The 18,796-nt window shown below is 65.2% G+C and carries 14 protein-coding genes; all 14 read left to right on the top strand.

Going from position 1 to position 18,796, the window contains the following annotated elements:
- The first annotated feature begins 76 nt into the window (after nt 1-76).
- Nucleotides 77-5,920 (top strand): manganese-oxidizing multicopper oxidase MnxG, encoded by a 5,844-nt coding sequence (mnxG, locus tag KW568_RS16610; RefSeq protein ID WP_004577520.1) that lies wholly within the window; start codon nt 77-79, stop codon nt 5,918-5,920.
- An 18-nt stretch (nt 5,921-5,938) separates the two neighbouring features.
- Nucleotides 5,939-7,915 carry a cytochrome D1 domain-containing protein gene (locus KW568_RS16605; protein WP_003247941.1) on the top strand — a complete coding sequence of 659 codons (1,977 nt, stop codon included), beginning with the start codon at nt 5,939-5,941 and terminating at the stop codon, nt 7,913-7,915.
- Nucleotides 7,912-8,568: an SCO family protein gene (locus KW568_RS16600; protein ID WP_004577519.1), complete on the top strand. Its 657-nt coding sequence runs from the start codon at nt 7,912-7,914 to the stop codon at nt 8,566-8,568. The genes KW568_RS16605 and KW568_RS16600 overlap by 4 nt, the downstream gene beginning before the upstream one ends.
- On the top strand, nt 8,565-9,230 hold the full coding sequence (locus tag KW568_RS16595; protein ID WP_004577518.1) for an SCO family protein: 666 nt from the start codon (nt 8,565-8,567) through the stop codon (nt 9,228-9,230). Before KW568_RS16600 ends, KW568_RS16595 begins: the two co-directional genes overlap by 4 nt.
- 194 nt (nt 9,231-9,424) lie before the next feature.
- Nucleotides 9,425-10,915: an ABC transporter substrate-binding protein gene (locus tag KW568_RS16590; RefSeq protein WP_004577517.1), complete on the top strand. Its 1,491-nt coding sequence runs from the start codon at nt 9,425-9,427 to the stop codon at nt 10,913-10,915.
- Nucleotides 10,916-10,927: 12 nt separating this feature from the next.
- Entirely contained in the window at nt 10,928-11,569 is a 642-nt protein-coding gene (locus KW568_RS16585; RefSeq protein ID WP_004577516.1) for a SurA N-terminal domain-containing protein, read from the top strand.
- Between the two features lie 249 nt (nt 11,570-11,818).
- On the top strand, nt 11,819-12,352 hold the full coding sequence (locus KW568_RS16580; protein ID WP_017148304.1) for a response regulator: 534 nt from the start codon (nt 11,819-11,821) through the stop codon (nt 12,350-12,352).
- A gap of 60 nt (nt 12,353-12,412) precedes the next feature.
- Nucleotides 12,413-14,095 carry a GspE/PulE family protein gene (locus KW568_RS16575; protein WP_004577515.1) on the top strand — a complete coding sequence of 561 codons (1,683 nt, stop codon included), beginning with the start codon at nt 12,413-12,415 and terminating at the stop codon, nt 14,093-14,095.
- A complete protein-coding gene (locus KW568_RS16570) occupies nt 14,079-14,858 on the top strand; it encodes a hypothetical protein (RefSeq protein WP_004577514.1) in 780 nt (259 codons plus the stop codon). Before KW568_RS16575 ends, KW568_RS16570 begins: the two co-directional genes overlap by 17 nt.
- Nucleotide 14,859: 1 nt before the next feature.
- Nucleotides 14,860-15,402 carry a hypothetical protein gene (locus KW568_RS16565; RefSeq protein ID WP_004577513.1) on the top strand — a complete coding sequence of 181 codons (543 nt, stop codon included), beginning with the start codon at nt 14,860-14,862 and terminating at the stop codon, nt 15,400-15,402.
- The gene (pilO, locus tag KW568_RS16560) at nt 15,389-15,952 is read left to right on the top strand and encodes a type 4a pilus biogenesis protein PilO (RefSeq protein WP_003247957.1); all 564 of its coding nucleotides are present in this window, start codon (nt 15,389-15,391) and stop codon (nt 15,950-15,952) included. The genes KW568_RS16565 and pilO overlap by 14 nt, the downstream gene beginning before the upstream one ends.
- Complete coding sequence (locus KW568_RS16555) at nt 15,952-16,458, top strand: hypothetical protein (protein ID WP_004577512.1); 507 nt, start codon at nt 15,952-15,954, stop codon at nt 16,456-16,458. The genes pilO and KW568_RS16555 overlap by 1 nt, the downstream gene beginning before the upstream one ends.
- Nucleotides 16,455-18,320: a secretin N-terminal domain-containing protein gene (locus KW568_RS16550; RefSeq protein WP_003247961.1), complete on the top strand. Its 1,866-nt coding sequence runs from the start codon at nt 16,455-16,457 to the stop codon at nt 18,318-18,320. Before KW568_RS16555 ends, KW568_RS16550 begins: the two co-directional genes overlap by 4 nt.
- Nucleotides 18,317-18,796: a type II secretion system protein gene (locus KW568_RS16545; RefSeq protein WP_003247963.1), complete on the top strand. Its 480-nt coding sequence runs from the start codon at nt 18,317-18,319 to the stop codon at nt 18,794-18,796. The genes KW568_RS16550 and KW568_RS16545 overlap by 4 nt, the downstream gene beginning before the upstream one ends.

Genomic DNA, 18,796 nt, shown 5'->3' with positions numbered 1-18,796 from the left:
ATTAATATTGGATTTTTCTTCTGGCACACACCTTGCTCCAGCTCCCGGCAGAGATCCTGTGTCCCGGAGGTGCAGCATGTCGACGCCACTCAAAGGCCCCATCCTGTCATCACTTGTACTGGCCTTGCTTGGCTGGGAAGCAACCAGCGAGGCGGCTGTGCAGTGCCAGCGCACCCTGGTCGCCAACGTGGTGGCACTGGACCAGCCACTGATGTTCAACCGCCTTGGCGCGCAAAACGCCAACGGCATGATGTTTGCCCTTCGTGAGGACGTGGTGGACGACAAGCAGGTCCCCCTCAGCAAGGGCGGGGCCGCGGTACCGGGCAAGGTCACCCTGCGCCCGGACAAGCGCCCGCGGCCTATCGTGCTGCGCGTGGCGGTCGGTGACTGCCTGACGGTCAACCTGACCAACCTGCTGGATTACAAGGCGAATCCCAACAAGCACGGTATCGAGGCTGAAGAGCCCGAGGGTGAGGCAGAGGGGCCGGAGGTTGAAAACGAAGGCGGCGAAGGCTTTGTCGCCGACGAACAGGTGGCCGAGCGCATGGTCGGCTTCCAGGTCAACGGGATGCAGGCGGTGAACAGCATTGCCGATATTTCCGCCTATACCGGGCGTAACGGCAACTTCTTCGTCAGCCCCGGCAGCACCCGCAGCTACACCCTGTATGCCGAGCGCGAAGGGGCCTTCGCCGCCACCAGCAAAGCCGCTACGTTCGGCGGCGAGGGCACGGCGGGCAACGTCTCCAACGGCCTGTTCGGCCAGGTGGTGGTCGTGCCCAAACTGGGCCGTACCTACCGCAACACCCTCACTGAAGAAGAAATGCGCCTGGCCACCACGGGGCGAACCGCCACCGGCCAGCCCGTGATCGACTACGAAGCCCGTTATCCGCAGGTCGAACCGTGGATCGCCGAAGGCAAGGCCGGCAAACCGATCATTGCCATGGTCAACGGCAACGAGATCATCAGCAGCGAAACCGATGCCATCGTCATGGGGCCCAACCCTGACGGTAGCTTCCCCAGTTCCACTTACCCGCTGGAAAGCGTGGGCAAACGCAACCCGGCGCTGCCCAACCGACTGGAAGCATTCCGTGATTTCGCCTCGCAGTTCGCCGACGAGGTTGCCGGTACCCAGGCCTTCCCTGGCTACTGGGCCGACCCGGTGATGGGCCACGTGCTGGAGCCGGCGCGCGATTCGTTCATGATCAATTACGGCTCTGGTGGCATGGGTGCCGAAGTGGTGGCCAACCGCTTGGGGGTGGGCCCGATGCACGACTGCCTGTCGTGTGCCTATGAGGAGTTCTTCCTCAGCGCCCACACGGTCGGCGATATAGGCACCCTGGTGGATGTACCGGCCAACGTCGGCCTGGAACACATCCGCCCGGGCGAGGTGCCGCCGGCCAGCGCCGTCGGGGTCAAGGCCAGCATGGCCCTCTACCCCTCAGAGCCTGCCAACGTGCACCACAGCTATATCGGTGACTTCACCAAGTTCCGCAACACCCACAACGGGCACGAGCAGCACATCTTCCACTTGCACGGCCATCAGTGGTTGTTCAACCCCAATGACGACAACTCCGACTACATCGATGCCCAAGGCATCGGCGCCGGCGTCGGCTACACCTACGAAATCGCCAACGGTGGTTCGGGCAACCGCAACCGCGTTGCCGGCGATGCCATTTATCACTGTCACTTCTACCCGCACTTCGCCCAGGGCATGTGGGCCATGTGGCGGGTACATGACGTGTTCGAGGAAGGCACGCGGCTGGAGGTGAGCGGGCAGGGCGAGAATGGCTTCCACAGTACCCCGTTCGCCCTGCGTAGCGGTAAGCCGGCCGCTGGCGCCCGGGCCCTGCCCGATGGCGAGATCGTTGCCGGTACGCCGATTCCGGCCATCGTGCCGTTGCCTGGCAAGGCCATGGCGCCCATGCCCGGCAAAGTCGTGGTCGTGCCCAAGCTCTCCGAAGCGTTGGTTGCTGCCAACGATGATGACCACGAAGACGAGGATGATGACGACCACGCCAGCGAGGCGCCCGTGCGCAAGGCCGTGGGCTCGCTGGCGCTGGTCGACCGCACCGAGGCCAACCGCAACGCCGACGGCACGCTGAAAAACCCAGGCTACCCGTTCTGGATCGGCGGCATGGAAAGCAGCGTGGGCAACCGCCCGCCAACCCCGCCCCTGGACATGCTCGACCCGGCCCTGGCCCGGCAACTGAAAGACAGTGGTAAAGCCCTGTGGGCCAACCTGGATGCGAACCAGGTCGATGGCTGGGACGGCGGCCTTGGCCGCCATGCACTGGACGGTGTGTCCGCCGGTGGCGTGGCGGAGACCACCACCACCAAACTGGACTTCACCAAGGTCGTGCACAAGGCCAAGCCCATTTACCTGCCGGAAGAGGGCACCGATGTCGAGCAGGCCGCCATGCAGTTCCACGCCATGGCTGAACACCCCAGCTATGCCTTGATCCCCGGCAGCCAGCCGGTGGCCAAGGCGTTCCGCACCAACGGCGCGTTGCCGACTGCAGGTGCGCCGTACTACGAGCCGTGCATGGATGACCGTGGAAAACGCCTGACCCAGTCTTCCGGGGTTGGGGAGTTCAACAGTGGAGAGAGCCTGACGGGCGTGAACTTCCGTGGCGCCTCGGCCTTCACTGCCGACCGCCCCCGCATCTACAAAGGGGCCAACATCCAGTTCGACGCGGTGTACAACAAAGTGGGCTACCACTTCCCGCAGGCACGCATCATTGCCCTGTGGGAAGACGCCTGGCCGGTCATTACCAAGCAGCGCCCGCCAGAGCCGCTGGTGATGCGCATGAACACCTTCGACTGCGCGATGTACCAGCACACCAACCTGATCCCGAACATCTATGAGATGGACGATTACCAGGTGCGCACCCCGACCGACGTGATCGGCCAGCACATCCACCTGCCCAAGTGGGACCTGACCGCTGCCGACGGCTCGGCCAACGGCTGGAACTACGAAGACGGCATACTTTCGCCCGGTAGCGTGGTCGAGCGCGTAGAGGCCATTCGTAATTACAATGGCTGCACTGAAGGGGATAGCCGCGAAGGCACCGCAGCCTGCCCGAAAGCCAGGCAGCACCCGTACTTCGGCCGCTTTGGTCGCGCCGACTGGCTGGGCGCACGTACCGCGATGCAGCGCTGGTTCGCAGACCCGCTGGTGAACGTGCATAACGTCGACCGCGGCCTGGGTACCATCTTCACCCATGACCACCTTGGCCCATCGACTCACCAGCAACTGGGCCTGTATGCCACCGTGCTGGCCGAACCGGCCGGCTCCACCTGGTACCACGCCGAAACCGGCGAGCAGCTGTACAACCCGGCCACGCGCCAGGACGGCGGCCCGACCTCGTGGCAGGCGGTGATCCAGACCGGCGACCACGATGGCGACGGCAAGAACGACAGCTACCGCGAGTTCTTCCTGGAGTACAGTGACTTCCAGCATGCCTATGAAGCCGGGGTGTACGTAGGCGCAGGGCCGGACGGCATTCCCAATGCCCAGTCGTACCCGGCCACAGCCGACAGCTTCCGCTACGCCATCAACCCGCCCGTGCGCGGCAAGGCGTCGAACCTGCTCGAAGCCATCGTCGAGAAACGCGGCGGTCTCAACCCGGGCTGCCCAAGCCGGCCATGCCCGCAGGCGATCTCGGTGGATGACCCGGGGATGTTCGTCGTCAACTACCGCAACGAGCCGCTGGCCCTGCGCGTGTATGACCCGAACAAGGTCGGCCCGGACGGCAAGCGTGGCATGCAGGCCGACGGCCTGGCCGGCGACCTCAGCTATGCCCTGCAAACCCGTACCGACCGCGCCATCCCGGCGATGAACCTGTCGCCATCGGCGATTACCTCGGCAGTCGGCCCTACCGGCGGCACTACGCTGTTCCCGCCGCATGTCAACACGGCTGGCGCCGAGCCGGGCGACCCGTTCACCCCGTTGCTGCGCACCTATTCCGGCGACAACGTGCGCCTGCGCATGCACGCCGGTGGCCATGAAGAGGAGCACAACGTCACCCTGCACGGCGTGAAATGGCTGCAGAACGGTTCTGGCTTCGGCAACAGCTCCAACTCGGGCTGGAAGTCGTCGCAAATGATCGGCATCTCCGAGCAGTTGGGCTTCATGGCGCCGGTGTCGATGATCTCCAGTTCGGCAGCCACCAACGGCGACTACCTGTACTCGCTGGACGCGGCCTTGGAGGGCTATTGGAACGGTATCTGGGGCATCATGCGCAACTACACCGCGCAGCGTGCCGACCTGTTCCCGCTGCCCAACAACCCGCAGCCGGTGGCCATGCGCAACACCGTGAACTTCAACGGCATCTGCCCGAAAACCACGGCCAACCCGAACGGCATCGGTACCCGCACCACGGTCAAGCGCAGCTACGAGATCGTAGCAGCGCTGGCCAACGACATCCTCGAAAACCGTAACGGCGTCAGCATCAATGACCCGGCGGGCGTCGGCCAGCATGTCGGTGGCGCGCTCAAGGCCAACGGCGGCACCCTGGTGTTCAACAGCCGTAGAACCGCCATCCCGCTGGTGAGCGGGGTAGACCCCGAAGATGGGGAGCCTTTCACCATCGGTGGCCACAGTGCGCCGCTGCATGACCCGACCGCGATCCTGTACGTGCGCAAGGCTGACCTCGATGCCACCACCGGCAAGCTCAAGGCGGGTGTCCCGGTAGAGCCGCTGGTACTGCGCGCCAATGCCGGCGACTGCATCAGCATCACCCTGGAGAACCGCTTGCCACTGGTGATGCCAGACCTGCCGAGCACTGCAGTGATGCACAACGTGGTCAAGCGTGACCGCTTCGACAGCGAAGGCTCCACCGCCTTTGCCAACAACCTGATGCGGCCGTCCAGCCACGTGGGCCTGCATGCGCAACTGCTGGCCTACGACATCACCAAGTCAGACGGTGCCAACGTTGGCCTGAACCCGGTGCAGACCGTGCCACCACGTGCCGGCACCAGCGGCGCTTACCCGACCAAGGAGTACCAGTACTACGCCGGCCACCTGGAGCGTGAAGGCAAACCGGTGTCGCAGCTGGGCCGCACAGTGGACAACATAAACACCACGCCTATCGAGTTCGGCGGCCTCAACCTGACCCCGTCAGACTTCATCAAGCAGCCGCAAAAAGGTCTGGTGGGCGCCATGAGCATCCTGCCGCAAACCGCCACCTGGACCGAGGATACTGCTACCCGTACCCAGGCCACGGTGAAGGTCAGCGGCCAGCCGGACTACCGCGACTTCGTCACGGTGTGGCAGCGCGCGCTGAACATGCGCTGGGCCGATGGTCGTCCGGTAGAAGGCATCAATACCGAAGGCAACGGTGCTGCCGGTGACCCGCAAGACAACGGCAACATGGCGGTCAACTACAAGACCGAACCGTTGTGGCTGCGCTTCGGCATGGCGCCCGACTCGCCATTCGGCCGCGCCAATGGCCTGGGCTTTGGTGATGTACCCAACGCCCACATGGCCTACGCCAACGCCCTGGTCGGTGGCGACCCGCAAACCCCGGTGCTGTACGCCAAGCCTGGCCAACCGGTACGCAACCATATCGTGATGCCCAGTGGTGGCAGCCGCGGCATGGTCTACCAGCTGGACGGGCACGTATGGCCACTGCACAACTACCAGGCCGAGAAGAGCGATGCGGACGGTTACCCGATTGGCCTGCCTGGTATCGGTTCGGTGCGCTTTGGCTACAACCCGATGGCCATGTACATCGGCGCGCAGGAAAGCGTGCTGCCAGCGGCGCACTTCAGCTTCATGTTGCCGAGTGCCGGCGGTGCCAACGCGGTGACGGGTGACTACCTGTTCCGCGACTACGCCGCCTACGGCAACCTCTCGGGGCTGTGGGGGATCTTGCGGGTGACCAACGAAGCGCCGCCGGCAACGGCCCCGGCGCAGTGACGGAAGGGGAACGCGAGCATGAACAAAAAGACTCGCCCTGCTTACTTGGGGGTAGTGCTAGGGGTAGCGCTGATTGGCCTGGGCGTGGCGTACGAAAAGCTATGGTGCGACCCGCGCGAGCTGTTGCAGGAACGGGGCGGCTCGCAGGCCTTGCACCGGCTCAGCCGGGACGGCGTGAACGTGGAGTTCGAGGCCCGGCCATTGGCCGGCGGCGAACTGAAGGAGGGCGGCTTCGCCAACATCCGCTTCAAGCTCAGCGACCAGACCAGTGGCCAACCGCTGTCGGGCATGGCCCCGGGGGCGTGGATCGACCCGGCGCAGTCGGCCCCGGCCGGGGACCGCGAGCAGAGCTGCAAGGCGCGGGTCGCGCTGTTTCTCAAGAGCAGCATCGGGGCCCGGCCGCTGCTCGACCTGAACAGCTACTTCTTGCTGATGTTGAACAATGACGCCAGCCTGACAGTGATCGACCCGACGGTGTCGGTGGGGGGCGTGACCAGCACCATGGCCCGCATCGAGCTGCCAGGGCGGCCCATGGACTGGGCGGCCACCAGCGACGACAAGCAGGTTTTCGTGTCGATACCCGAGCGGGGCAAGGTCTCGGTGATCGATACCGAAACCTTCACCCGCGTGGCCGACCTGGACGCCGGCGACCAGCCGCTGCGCGTGGCCCTGCAGCCGGACCAGCATCGGCTGTGGGTTGGCAACAACAGCAGCGACCCGGGCAAAGGCGGGGTAACAGTGATCGACGTGCCGGGGCGCAGCGCCATGAAGCACTTCAACACCGGTACCGGGCACCACGAAATCGCCTTCAGCGCCGACTCGCGCTATGCCTATGTCAGCAATCGCGACAGCGGCACCCTGAGCGTCATCGACATCCCGGAAATGCGCCTGGCCAAGACCATCAAGGTAGGCCCGCACCCGCTGTCGGTCAGCTATTCGGCGCTGTCCCAGGCCGTGTACGTGGTCGATGGCGAGGAGGGCAGCGTACGGGTGTTCGATGCCCGCAGCCATCAGTTGCGCCACACGGTCCAGGCCGAACAGGGCCTGGGGCCGATGCGCTTCAGCCATGATGGCCGCTACGGCATCGTGCTCAATACCCTGGAGAACCAGGCCCTGGTCATCGACGCCAGTACCGACAAGCTGATCCACCGCATTCCGGTGGCGGCCGAACCGTACCAGCTGACGTTCACCAAAGGCTATGCCTATGTGCGTGGCCTGGCCTCGCCGAAAGTGAGCATGATCAATCTGGCCAGCCTGGGCGAGGGGCGTGCGCCCATCGTGCAAGGCTTCGAGGCTGGCCCCGCAGCGCCGCGCCAGGCCGGCGACCTGCCACTGGCCCAGGGGCTGTCGGTATCGCGTGATGACAATTCGGTGTTCGTGGTCAACCCGGTGGACAACACCACCTACTTCTATGCCGAAGGCATGAATGCACCGATGTCCGGCTACAACAACCGCGGCCACCAGGCCCGCGCCGCCATCGTCGTTGACCGCAGCCTGCGCGAAGTGGCCCCCGGGGTGTATGGCTCGACGGTGAAGCTGCCCGCCGCCGGCAAGTTCGACGTTGCCTTCCTGCTCAACCAGCCGCAAATCATTCATTGCTTCAGTACCGAAGTGGCCGCAGGGAGCGATGCCAGCAAACGTAAAGGTGCGCGTGCCGAGTTCATCGGCCTCGACCAGCCGCTGCCGCAGCACAGCGACTTCACCGCGCGGGTACGGATTGTCGGTGATGACGGGCAGCCGCGCCTGGGCCTGAACGACTTGAGCCTGCGCTACTTCCTGGCGCCATCGTCGATGCCGCGCAACCTGCAGCTGCAAGAGGTGGGCGAGGGGGTCTACCAGGCAGCGCTGAACTTGCCTGAGGCCGGCGCCTGGTACCTGCATGTGCAGTCGCCCTCGTTGGGGCGCAAGTTTGCCGAAGAAAACTACACCAGCCTGCGCGTTCTGCCGGCTGCTGCAACCAACGCCTCCCAGACTGACGTGAGGAATGTGCGATGAACGCCAAGCCTGCTTGCACACTGTTGGCCCTGAGCCTGGCATTCGCCAGCCACCTGGCCATGGCCCACGCCGGTCACGCGCATGACGGCCATGCCGGGCAGCCCCCGGCGGCGCATCAGGAAAAGGCCAGTGTGCGTTTTGCCGATGTGTCGCTGCTGAACCAGGAAGGCATGCCGGTACGCCTGGAGAAAGACCTGGTGGGTGACCATCTGGTGGTCATGGGCTTCATTTACACCAGCTGCACCACGGTATGCCCGGTGGTGTCGTCGATCATGGGCAAGGTCCAGCAGCAGCTGGGCGGCCGGGTAGGCGAGGAGGTTCGCCTGGTGTCGATCAGTGTCGACCCTCAGCGTGACGACGCCAAGCGCCTGCAAAACTATGCCAAGGCATTCCAGAAAGGGCCGGGCTGGAGCTGGCTGACCGGTACCCCGTACGCCATCACCGAAACCCTGAAGGGGCTGGGCAGCTTCAACGCCGACCTCAGCCAGCACCCGCCGCTGATACTGGTGGGTGACGGGCGTAGCGGGCACTGGACGCGTTACTACGGCTTCACCGACCCGGGCGTATTGATCGAAGAAATCAACCGCCTCAGTGCGCGCCGGGTACATGCCAAGAGCACCGCCATTGCCGACCATCACGAGGTGCAACCATGAGCACTGCAACCTCCCACCGCGCTGGCATGCGCGCATTCGACTGGCTGGTACTGGGTGGCTGCCTGTGGATCCTCACGTCGGTGGCGTTCGCCCACGAAGGCCATGCGCCGCAACCCCCCGAGCCGCAGCCAGCACCGCAGGCGATGGCCAGTGGTGGCGGTACACGCGACGCCAAGACCTGGTTCACCGACACCGTGCTGAAGGACCAGAATGGCCGCGAGCTGCGCTTTTACAGTGACGTGCTCAAGGACAAGGTGGTGATGCTCAACGTGATCTTCACCCATTGCACCGATGCCTGCCCGTTGATCACCCGCAAGCTGCGCGAGGTGCGCGAGGCCATGGGGCCAGCCCTGGCCGCCCAGGTGACCTTCGTGTCGATCAGCAGTGACCCGCTGAACGACACCCCCGAGGCGCTGAAGGCGTTCGCCGCCAAGCAAGGGGTGGATGGGCCGAACTGGTTGTTCCTGACCGGTGACAAGGCCAATGTCGACCTGGTGCTTGGCCGTATAGGGCAGTTCCTGCCGAGTCCCGAGCAGCATTCGACGCAGCTGATTGCCGGTGATGTTGCAGGTAAACGCTGGAGCAAGATTCGCCCGGATGCACCACCAGTGGCGATTGCCCAGCGCATGCAACTGTTGACCCAGCCGCTGGCCGGTCGGTGAGTATCATGGGCCGCCTGGGGAATTGGCCTCTGTGGCATCCGCTTTTGTGGGAGCGGCCTTGCGTCGCGAAAGGGCTGCGCAGCAGCCCCGGCAGTGGCAGCTCACGCGCAGAAAGAGGGGCGCGCTGCGCGCGCCTTTCGCGACACAAGGCCGCGCCCACAGGGCTTGCGATATGGCTCACATGCGTGCTTGGCATGGCATCTTCGACCTCAGCCTTGGCCCTGGGCCTGACCGACCACGAACAAGCCGGCAAACGCCTCTACCGCGAGGGCGTTTCCAGTAGCGACGCTCAATTGCAAGCCCGGGTCGGCGCCAGTGACATCACAGTCCCCGCCAGCGTGCTGCCCTGCGCCAGTTGCCATGGCAGCGACGGCCGTGGCCGTGCCGAAGGCGGTGTTCGCCCCCCCGGCCTCGACTGGCAACGCCTGGCACTCGGCCAGGGCCCGCGCGAGGCCAACGGCCGCCGCTACCCGGCCTACACCGACAGCAGCCTGGCGCGGGCCATCCAGCAGGGTATCGACCCGGCTGGCAATCGCCTCGACCCGGCCATGCCACGCTTCGAGTTGACCTTGGCCGACCAGCGCAACCTCACCGCCTATCTCAAACGCTTGGCCGAAGAACGTGACCCTGGTGTGGAAGAGGGCGTGCTGCGCCTTGGGACCCTGCTGCCCGCGAGCGGTCCGCTGGCTGAAGCCGGGCAGGTGGTGCGCGCCGTGCTGGAAGACGGCGTGGGTCAACTCAACCAGCAAGGCGGCATTCACGGGCGGCGCCTGGAACTGGTGGTGCTTGACCCAGGCTCCGACCCGGTCAGTGCCGAACGCGCCTTGCAACAGTTGCTCGAGCAAAAGCGAGTGTTCGCCCTGATCGCGCCATTGGCGCCCATGCTCGACCAGCGCCTGACGACCTTGCTGGCGCCACAGAACGTGCCGATGGTCGGCAGTACCCCGCGCAGCGGCGGCAGCGCACAGATCTTCGACCCGCTGCCCGGCTTGCCCGAGCAATTGCTGAGCCTGGCAGGCCATGCCCGTGTGGCGCTGGGCTTGGCGCCGGATGAGTTACGCGTGGTGTATGCCGGTAACGAACACGCCGCGTTGGCCGAGCAGGTGCGCGAGCGTTTACGACAGCAGGGCTGGGTGCCACCCGCTATCCAGGCGTTCGACGGCCAGGCGGTGGACGGGCAGGGCATCGTCTTCCTTGGCCGCGCCCAGGCCTTTGCCGAGTTGGCGGCGGCGTTGCAGGTGGCGGGCCGCGAGCCCTACCTGTTCGCCGCTTCCAGTCAGGTAGCCGGCGCTGTGGCGCGCTTGCCGGCGCAGTGGTCGCAGCGGCTGTTTCTGGCCTACCCCTACGTGCCAGAGGACTGGACCGAGCAAGGCCAGGCAACGCTCGCCGGGCTGCAGCAGCGCCAGGGCCTGGACCCGCGCCAGGTGTCGTTGCAGGTCAATACGCTGTGCGCGTTGCGCCTGCTGAGCGAAGCGCTGAAGCAGATTGGACGGGATGCCAGCCGCGAGCAACTGATCGCTGCGCTCGAAGGCTTGCACGATGTGCCCACCGGCCTGACCCCGGCACTGGGCTTTGGCCCTGGTCGCCGCCAGGGCATGGCAGGTGCCCATGTGGTGGCGGTGGCCCTGCCCGGGCCACGCTTTACTGCGGTCACCCCCTACCGGCCAGTGCCGGTCAGCCCTTGAGCGGAGGTTGTCATGCGGATCGTGTGGTTGTGCCTGTTGCTGGTGCTGACCAGCGTGAGCTGGGCCGATGTGCCAGCGGCGCGGGTCAATGGTGTCGAGATCGGGTTGATGCGCCTGGAGCGCTACTTCAGCGAGTACCTGGACGCCCAGGGGCGAGCGGTGACTAGCATCCGCAACCCAGGCCTGTACAAACGCCTGCGTGACCAAGCGTTGGACGAGCTGATCGACAAGGAGTTGTTGTGGCAGGAAGCGCAACGCCAAGGCATTGCCGTCAGCGATGAACACGTGTCGGCACAGGTTGGCGAGATAGAAGCGGCGTTTGGCAGCCCGGCGTTATTCGAAAGGCGACTGGCAGAGGCGGGCTTCGACAGGGCGCAGTACACTGAGTACACCCGGCATGAGATGGCGGCCCAACAAGTGTACGCCCTGCTCAGCGCAGTCGACGCGCCGAGCCAGGGCGAAGTGGAGGCATTTTATGATGCCAACCAGCAGAGACTGCAAGGAGCGCAGAACCAAAGTGATAATCCATCGGTCATACGCGAACACGGTCTGGCCTTGGCCAGGGCAACGCTCATCGGGCAGCGGGAGGCGCAGGCGCGCCAATCCGTGCGCCAACGTTTGCGCGAGTCCGCTAAAGTGGAGATCGCTGACTGAGGCCGTTGATGGCGCTTGCCCCAATGCTGGGGAATTAGGGTTTGGCAATGTGCCATCATTTTCCCCGCTTGTGGGGAACAGGGTGGGTGCGCCTGCTCAGCGTAGGTGGGTTGCTGGCCAGCACCCTAGTAAAATCAGTGGCTTACAGTGGTGCAACATGACTATTCACGCCTGGCACGAAGCCTGCTCAAGTCTCTACAAGGGCGCACTTCGCAGACCGGGGAACCGGGCAGTATTGGGGAGTCGACCTTGGTGAACAGAGTATTGGTAGTCGATGACGAACAGACTCTTGCGCAGAACCTGCAAGCGTATCTGCAGGCGCAAGGCCTGGAAGTTCATGTTGCCCACGACGGTGCCAGTGGTATCGAACAGGCTGATAGCCTGGCACCGCAAGTAGTTGTGCTGGATTACCGCCTGCCCGACATGGAAGGTTTTCAGGTTCTGGAGGCTGTACGCAAGAACAGGCAATGCCACTTCGTGCTGATCACCGCCCACCCCACCGTCGAGGTGCGTGAGCGGGCCGCCGAACTCGGTGTGAGTCACGTCCTGTTCAAGCCGTTCCCACTGATGGAGCTGGCGCGTGCGATCTTCGACCTGCTGGGCATCGAGCGCCGGCGCAGGGCCACGGACAACCCGGCCGAAGGGTTCGTCGAACGACGCCAGAACAGGAACGAATCGTTCCCCCTGCAGTTGTACGATGGAAGCTGGGTGTTGGCCGACCGCCGCCGTAATGGCGCCAAGCCACCAGGGCCCGACGACGATCAACTGCTCACAGGGGAATAGCGGCGCCCGCACCCCTGGCCGAGCCAGCCTGCGACGCGCCCCTGAGCGGAGTCGCAGGCCATGCCAGAAGCATTCGATGCAACCCCGGAAGCGCTATGCGCCTACCCCCGCGACCTCCTGGCCCAGGCCCGTCTGCAAGCCACTGACGAGCGCCTGCTCGACTGCCTGGAACGCCTGGCCTGCGACACCCCCCAAACCTTCACCCGGCGCCTTGGCCTGACCCTGCATTACCCGGTACTCGACAGCCACAGCCTGCTGGCCAGCACCCCACGCTTCGACAAGCTGGCCTTGGCCCAGTGCCTCAAGCGCGAATGTGTGCTGATCGAGCAAGGCGGCCAACTGCTGGGCGTGTTCGCCGACCCCTTCGACCACGCCCGCCTGGCCTGGATCGACGACGTACTGCAAGGCGCGCCGCTTTACCTGGCCCACGCCGCCGACCTGGCCACCTTCCTGGCCCGTCATGAAGAAAGCTTCCACGCAGTCGATGCCCTTGACCACGACGCCGACGCCAGCAGCGAAAGCGACCCGCTGCAACGCCTGTCGCTGGCCAGTATCAGCGAAGACCAGAGCCGCGTGGTCAAGCTGGTCAACTCCACCCTGTACGACGCCCTCAAGCTGCACGCCAGCGACATCCACCTGGGCATGACCGGCCAGGGCCTGACCATCAAGTACCGCATCGACGGCGTGCTCAACGGTGCCGGCAAGGCCAGTGGCAGCGCCTTCGCCGACCAGGTGATCTCGCGCATCAAGGTCATGGCCGAGCTGGACATCGGCGAAAAACGCGTGCCCCAGGACGGCCGCTTCAAGGTGGCCGTGGGCGACCGGCAAATCGACTTTCGGGTGTCGATCATGCCTAGCATCTTCGGTGAAGATGCCGTGCTGCGGGTGCTCGACAAGCAGGACTTGTCCGACCGGGTCAGCGGCGTGCAGCTGCAAGCCTTGGGCTTTGCCGACGAGACCTTGCGCGCCCTGCGCCGGTTGGCGGCAGAACCCTACGGCATGATCCTGGTTACCGGCCCTACAGGCAGCGGCAAGACCACCACCCTGTACGCCATGATCAGCGAGATCAACCATGGCGTGGACAAGATCATCACCATCGAGGACCCGGTCGAGTATCAACTGCCCGGCGTGCTGCAGATCCCGGTCAACGAGAAGAAGGGCCTGACCTTCGCCCGCGGCCTGCGCTCGATCCTGCGTCACGACCCGGACAAGATCCTGGTCGGTGAAATCCGTGACCCCGACACGGCCCAGATTGCCGTGCAATCGGCGCTCACCGGCCACCTGGTGTTCACCACCATCCACGCCAACAACGTGTTCGACGTGATTGGCCGCTTCAGCCAGATGCAGGTCGACCCCTACAGCTTCGTTTCTGCGCTCAACGCGGTGCTGGCCCAGCGCCTGATTCGCCTGGCCTGCCCGCACTGCGCCACGCCCTGCGAACACGATGACGACACCCTGTATGGCTCAGGCCTGACCCGCGAGGGGGTGGCCGGCTGGACGTTCGTCCGCGTCAAGGGCTGCGGCCACTGCCGTGGCAGTGGTTACCGCGGCCGCAGTGCCATTGCCGAACTGCTGCACCTGGATGACGACCTGCGGCAAATGATCGTGGAGCGCCGCCCGCTGGCGCAGATCAAGACGCTTGCCTGCCAGCGCGGCCTGCGCCTGCTGCGAGCCTCGGCCCTGGACCTGGTCCGCGATGGCCGTACCACCCTTGAGGAGATCAACCGTGTCACATTCATCTGACCGTTACTGCGCCGTATTGGGCGCCGAGGGTGTCGGCCTGGGTCGCTGGCACAACAATCACCACCAATGGCTGGGCAGCCGCGCGTTCAGCAGCGACGCCACCCAACCGACCTGGGATGCTGCTGTCGACGGGCTGGCCGCACTGCTGGCCGAGCATGCGGTACGTGGCGCCCAGTTGCGGGTGCTGCTGTCGGCCCGCTACAGCCGCTTCTGCCTGGTGCCCTGGAGTGACGCCATCGGCCACCCTCGCGAGCTGGACGCCTATGCCCGCGCTTGCTTCGAAAACCTCTACGGGCAGCCGTTGGACGACTGGCGCATCGTGCTGTCACCGGAGCCTGCCGGTGCCGCCCGCATCGCCACGGCGCTGCCCGAAGCCTTGCTGCAGCGGCTGCAGGCACTGGGCCGGGAAAGCCGCCTGAGCCTGCGCTCGGTGCAGCCATACCTGATGGCTGCCTACAACCGTTGCTGGTCACAGCTGGAGCAGGGTGACTTCCTGTTCGTGCTGGCCGAGCCGCGTCGCAGTGTATTGCTACTGGCCGCCGGCGGTGCCTGGCAGCAAGTGCTGGCGCAAGGCTGCGCTGACAGCGACCAGGCCTTGCAAGCACTGATCGAGCGTACCTGTGAGCTGTATGGCGAGCACCTGCCGAGGGTGTACCTGCATGCCCCGGGCCGCTGCGACGTGCCGCAACTGGCGGCCGTGCAATTGTGCCAGCCGGCCAGCGAAGCCGACCCGCTGTGCGCCATGTGGCGGGCGGTGGCCTGACATGCGCCGCCTCGACCTGGAATTCCAGCCACGGCGCAGCGGCCCGTTGGTTTGGTCGCTGCTCGTCCTTGCCAGCGCCATGGTCGCCGGCCTGGTGCTGCTGCAGCAACGCTTGCAGACCGAGCACGTGGCGCTGGAAGCCAGCGTCCATAGCCTGGAACTGCAACTGGGGCGGCGCCCGGCCATCGCACAACCCAAGAACAGCGCTGCCAGCCGGGAGCAGGCTGAGCGCCTGGCACAAATGCGCAGTGTGTCGCAGCAACTGCAACGCCCTTGGCAGCAACTGTTCGCCATGCTTGAAGCCATGCCGCAGGACGACGTCGCGCTGCTCGGTCTGACGCCGGATGCGCGCAAGGGCCAGGTGCGCATTGCCGCCGAGGCGCGCAACCTCGAAGCGATGCTGCAGTACCACCAGCGGCTGGAAGCCAGCGACGAGCTCAGCGACGTGTCGCTGCTCAACCACGAAGTGCTCGCTGCGCGGCCCGAGCACCCGGTGCGCTTCACCCTCACCGCCACCTGGGAGATCGGCCATGCGCGCCCTTGAATCGTTCAGCCGCCTGATCCTCCAGGAGCGCCTGCGCGTTGTCGGCCCGGTAGGCCTGGCTGCCGTAGCCGTAGGCCTGCTCGCCATTGGCGTGGGGTGTGCCGGCGTGCTGCCGCAATGGCAAAGCGTACGCGAACTGCGCGCCAGCGAAGCGCAGGCCAGCGAACAGGTAGGGCGTGTCAAGCGGGGTGAGCTGAAGATTGCGGTCCAGCCCGAGCAGCAGGCCCTCGACAGCCTGCGCCAGCAACTGCCCGGTCAGCCCCAGGCCAGCGAGCTGATCGAGCGTCTGTACCGCCTGGCCAGCGCCGAGCGCATCAGCTTGGCCCGCGGTGAATACGCGCTGGGCATCGACCCCAAGACCCAGCTGGCCCGCTACCAGATCGTGCTGCCAGTGCGCGGCAGCTACCCGCAGATTCGCGGCTTTATCAAGGGCCTGCTCAAGCAACTGCCGACGCTGGTGCTGGAAGACCTTGAGCTGCAACGCAAACGCATCGGCGACAGCGAGCTCAATGCCCGCCTGCGCATGACCCTTTACCTGTCGAGGTCATGATGAACACACAACGTGCAGTCATCTGGGCCGGCTTCCTTGGCGTGAGCGCGGCGCTGGCCTGGGCACCGGACCATTGGTTTGGCCAGTACGATGGCGTCGCGGCCTTCGCGGGTAAACCCGCGCCTGCAACAGAAAGCGCTGCGTCCATGGTCGGCGCGGGCTTACCCGCGAAAGGGCCGGAACAGGCCGCCCGCGACCTGTTCCCAACCCAGCAATGGACGCCACCCAAAACCCTGGCCACGGTCACCGAACAACCGGTTATGACCGCACCTGTCGTCGCCGCGGCCCCGACGGCCCCGGAGCTGCCTTTCCAGTTCATCGGCCGCATGGGGGACCGCGACGACCTGCAGGTCTTCCTGCAGAGCGGCGAAAAACTCTACGTCGTGCGCCAAGGCGACGTGATCGAAGACACCTATCGCCTCGATCGGGTATCGGCCAGCGAGCTGAACCTGGTCTACCTGCCTTTGCACCAGTCGCAGACCTTGTCTGTCGGGAGCGCACCATGAAGTCGTCAAAGCTGTGCAAGCCTGCTCCGTTTCTGCTCGTGGCGCTGTGCGTGGCCATTGCCGGTTGCGGCTCCAGTGCGGTTCGCCAGGACAGCGACCAGTTGATGAAAGAGGGCCAGTACGAGGCCGGCATCGCCCGCCTGGAAGAGGCCCTGCGCGACGACCCGCGTGACACAGAGCTGAATATCGCCCTGGCCCACAGCCGCCAGGCGGCTGTCGAGGCCTTGATTACCCAGGCCGACAGCGACCGCGTCCGCCATGACTTCGCCAATGCCCGCATGGGCTATGGCCGGGTGCTCACCCTGGAGCCGAACAACCGCCGCGCCCAGGATGGCATTCGCCAGCTGGAGCTGATCCGCACCCTGGACGATCGCGTAGCGCTTGGCCAGGCGGCGCTGCGCCAGGGCGACCTGTTCGGTGCCGAACGTTACATGCGCGAAGTCTTGCGTCTGGACCCGCAGAACCAGAAGGGCATAACCCTGCGCAGCGACATCGAAAACGTGCAGGCACGCACCGCGCAGCCGTACCCGCAATTACGCAGCAAGCTCGAACGGCCGGTCACCCTGGAGTTTCGCGATGCCAACCTGAAGACCATCTTCGAAGTGCTGTCGCAGGTGGCCGGCATCAACTTCATCTTCGACAAGGACCTGCGCCCGGACATGAAAGCCACCATCTTCGTGCGCGAGGTGCGCATCGAGGACGCGATAGCGCTGCTGCTGGAACAAAACCAGCTGCGCCAGAAGATCGTCAACGACAACACCGTCATGGTCTACCCCGATTCGCCGCAGAAGACCAAGGACTACCAGGAACTGGTCATGCGTACGTTCTACCTGACCAGCATCGACGCCAATACCGCGTTGAACATGGTCAAGACCATGCTCAAGACCCGCGACGTGTTCGTTGACGAGCGCCTCAACACCCTGACCATGCGCGACACGTCGGACGCGGTGCGCATGGCCGAGAAGCTGCTGCAGTCGCAGGACCAGTCCAACCCCGAGGTGGTGCTGGAAGTGGAGGTGATGGAGGTGGCCACCTCGCGCATCCTCGACCTTGGCCTGCAATGGCCGAACACCTTCGGCGTGCTGAACGACGATGGCAACCCGGTCAGCGTGCTCGACCAGCTCAAGGGCATCAATTCCAGCCGCATCAGCATTGCGCCGGCGCCGCAGGCCAAGATCAACGCCCAGGACAAAGACATCAACACCCTGGCCAGCCCGGTGATCCGCGTCAGCAACCGCGAGCAAGCGCGCATCCACATCGGCCAGCGGGTACCGATCATCAGCGCCACCTCGGTGCCGTCGACCCAAGGGCCGGTCATTACCGAGAGCGTCACCTACCTGGACGTCGGTTTGAAGCTTGAAGTGCAGCCCACCGTGCACCTGAACAACGAAGTGGCGATCAAGGTGGCGCTCGAGGTCAGCAACGCCACCCCGCTGGAGGCCACCCGCCAGGGCACCATCCCGGTCCAGGTCGACACCCGCAACGCGCAGACCAGCCTGCGCCTGCATGACGGCGAAACCCAGGTGCTGGCCGGCCTGGTGCGCAACGACCACAACGCCAGTGGCAACAAGATTCCCGGCCTTGGCGATATCCCGGGCCTGGGCCGGCTGTTCGGCAGCAACAAGGACGACATGAGCAAGAGTGAGCTGGTGCTGGCGATCACCCCGCGCATCGTACGTAACCTGCCGTACCAGAGCCCGTCGGACATGGAGTTTTCCACGGGCACCGAGTCGGCCATGCAGGTGCGCCAGATGGCGCCACTGCCGCCGATGGACGTACCCGGTAATGCGCCGACCACCGATGAACCGGTCGTGGACAGCCAGATGGCGGTCGCCCCGGTCAACGGGAGCCCACGGCCATGAACGCGCGGCGTCGCATGCACGGCTTCAGCCTGATCGAGGTGGTGCTGACCCTGGCACTGCTCGGGTTGCTCGCCAGCATGGCCGCGCCGCTGACCGAAACGGTGGTACGCCGCGGCAAGGAGCAGCAACTGCGCGAGGCGCTGTACCAGATTCGCGACGCCATCGATGCCTACAAGCGGGCCTTCGACGCCGGCTACATCGAGAAGCGCGTGGACAGCAGTGGCTACCCGCCGAACCTGCAGGTGCTGGTAGAGGGCGTGCGCGATGTGCGCAGTGCCAAGGGCGCCAAGTTCTACTTCCTGCGGCGCATCCCGCACGACCCGCTGGTGGCGGCAAAGGATGAAGACGAAGGCGGCTGGGGCCTGCGCGCCTACGACAGCAGCCCCGACAACCCGCGCGATGGCGAAGACGTGTTCGACGTGTATTCCAGGGCCCGCGGCAAAGGCCTGAACAATATCCCTTACGGGCAATGGTGA

The sequence above is a fragment of the Pseudomonas sp. HD6515 genome, from assembly GCF_024971855.1.
GTDB lineage: Bacteria > Pseudomonadota > Gammaproteobacteria > Pseudomonadales > Pseudomonadaceae > Aquipseudomonas > Aquipseudomonas alloputida.
This window is presented reverse-complemented; position numbering and strand designations above follow the sequence as displayed.